The organism is uncultured Sphingomonas sp. (assembly GCF_964235535.1).
In the GTDB taxonomy this organism is placed as follows: domain Bacteria; phylum Pseudomonadota; class Alphaproteobacteria; order Sphingomonadales; family Sphingomonadaceae; genus Sphingomonas.
Genome location: NZ_CAXSBH010000032.1, coordinates 1 through 2,185 on the forward strand (window position 1 = coordinate 1; position 2,185 = coordinate 2,185).

Annotated in this window: 3 protein-coding genes; 1 reads left to right on the top strand and 2 read right to left on the bottom strand. The window is 54.1% G+C overall.

What is annotated here, in order from left to right; genetic code table 11:
* A partial coding sequence (locus ACFE7F_RS10405) for a phosphomethylpyrimidine synthase ThiC (RefSeq protein ID WP_375403781.1) occupies positions 1–317 on the top strand: 317 nt, incomplete at its 5' end.
* A gap of 7 nt (positions 318–324) precedes the next feature.
* Here the strand turns inward: ACFE7F_RS10405 and ACFE7F_RS10410 are convergent.
* Together ACFE7F_RS10410 and ACFE7F_RS10415 are read right to left on the bottom strand one after the other, a co-directional pair.
* Positions 325–915, bottom strand: a complete 591-nt coding sequence (locus ACFE7F_RS10410) for a hypothetical protein (RefSeq protein WP_375403782.1) — start codon at positions 913–915, stop codon at positions 325–327.
* Positions 912–2,060: an AAA family ATPase gene (locus ACFE7F_RS10415; protein ID WP_375403783.1), complete on the bottom strand. Its 1,149-nt coding sequence runs from the start codon at positions 2,058–2,060 to the stop codon at positions 912–914. Before ACFE7F_RS10415 ends, ACFE7F_RS10410 begins: the two co-directional genes overlap by 4 nt.
* Between the last annotated feature and the right edge of the window lie 125 nt (positions 2,061–2,185).

Genomic DNA, 2,185 nt, shown 5'->3' on the forward strand with positions numbered 1-2,185 from the left:
ACGACGCGCTGAGCCGCGCCCGCTTCGAGTTCCGCTGGCGCGACCAGTTCAACCTCTCGCTCGACCCCGACACCGCCGAATCCTACCACGACCAGACCCTGCCGGCGGAAGGCGCCAAGACCGCCCATTTCTGCTCGATGTGCGGCCCCAAATTCTGTTCGATGAAGATCACCCAGGAGGTGCGGGACTTCGCGGCCAAGCAGAATGCGGGCGTGGAGACGTTTCTAGCTGCCGAGGACGCGGAGGCCGGAATGGCGGGGATGAGCGAACGGTTCCGGGAGAGCGGCGGAGAGGTTTACCTGCCGGCTGCGGAATAACGTATGGTCACGCCAGGGCTGCCAATCGATCGACCGCTCTGCGCAGACTTGCCGATCTCCCCGCCGCGCGGTCGATGCTCCAGAGCGTGTCTACATATTGGGAAAGAATCCGATTGTAGCCGAGACCCTGTAAAGCGAGCGCTCCCCGGCTTGCGATCAGTTCCGACCGGATGCTTCGCGCGGCGTTGCGAGCCGCATTTAATAAGACTTGCTTTGGATCAGACAGGGTGTCGGGTTCTGATGGAAGTCCGGCTTCGCTGATTCCTAGCAGCTCGGCCATTCCCTGCCGATCGGCCAACAGCCAAGCCTCAATCTCGCGAACGGGAACGCGGAATAGTAGCTTGTCGGGAAGAGATTCATTCCCCGACCAAATGGCGATTAGACCGGATGCACACGGTTGACGATCGAGATCGGCCAAGAGTAAGACGTGCTCTCGTTGAGCCATCTGACAAAACTTGCTAAAACTTGACCGCAAATATCCAACACCGCCTTTACGCAGCTTCAAGCCGACAGTGCCGCCCGGAACGACCTCTCTTACCAGTTTGACCGCAACTACCTCAGAAAGCTCATCTTCGGTCGCCGTGTTGATCACGATCATTCAAAGGCCATCGAGATCTGCTTCGTCAAGGTCGGCCGTGCCGCAGGTAGAATTACCTCAGCGATGGAGAAGCCATCCTTGATCGCGTTCGCCTCTCTGATATCCATTTCACGAATAGTTGATCCGTTCTCTCCCGGCTCTACCAGTAAGACGCCGCCTGCATCTATACCCTGGTTGCTAAGTAGAGCCTCGCTGTGACTGGAAATGAAGATCTGACGTCTACGCTTACTTTGTCTTTGTATTCGATGCATCATTTCCGGAATCTCACGTACAATTGAAGAGTTTAATGAAAGCTCTGGCTCCTCCATTAATAAAAGAGAAGAGCTCTCAAGAAGAGACCACAGTAGTCCCAATAACCTCAGTGTCCCATCAGAAAATTGCTCTTCCCTCTGCCAGCCAGCATTGGGTCGAAAGTGCTTGAAACGTGCCGTTAGGTGAGGACGACCTGTAAACTCGTCCTTCTCAAACTTAAGCTCTTCAAATTGTGGCACAGCGATCTGCAAAGCCTTTTGTATTTTAGCCAAACGGCTTATGCGGCTGCGCTCCTGAGCGCGCGCAATCCGCTCCAGAAAGCCTTGGCCGAACGGATCATCTTCAAGCACTTGACCACCGATCTGTTGACTGTGCTTCAGCAGCTGAGGAACGAGATGAAGGTATGTCGTTTCTGAGAAAAACTCGGCTAGTTCGCGAAATGACTCGTTTGCTTGAATCTGCTCGAGATGCGTTTGAGTCAGGCGAGTCGGATCGCGCCCGTCATCTTCATTGGGGCGCGTTAAAACGAGTGCATCGTCCCTATGCACCTCCTCTTTGGATACCAGTATACGCTGAGCACCCTTACCCTCGGACTTAAACTCAAGCGTGTAGCGCCATCGTGTGCCGGTCGGGCTAAGAAGATTTACCTCAATGCTGACTTGAGATCGTCGTGCGTGTAAGCAGCGCAGCTTAGACATGCCGCCGCGGTCTAACACCGCTTTCTGCAGGCCGCCTCCCTCCCGCTTGGAGACATCTCGGAGAAAGCGGAACACATCAAGAAAGTTAGATTTTCCAGAGGCGTTGGCTCCAAGGATGTACGTCGTATCAGCCAGCGGAACTTCAACGGTCTGAAAATTACGCCAATTTTTGAGTTTGATGTGTTTAATGTTCATATCGACGCCTGTTTGATTTCTGGAGCGTACAGGCGCTCGTAAGAATCAGCAATCTGTGCTCGGATCTGGATATGTAGTTCACCATCCTCCCCTACACCTACACCTACACCTACACCTACACCTAC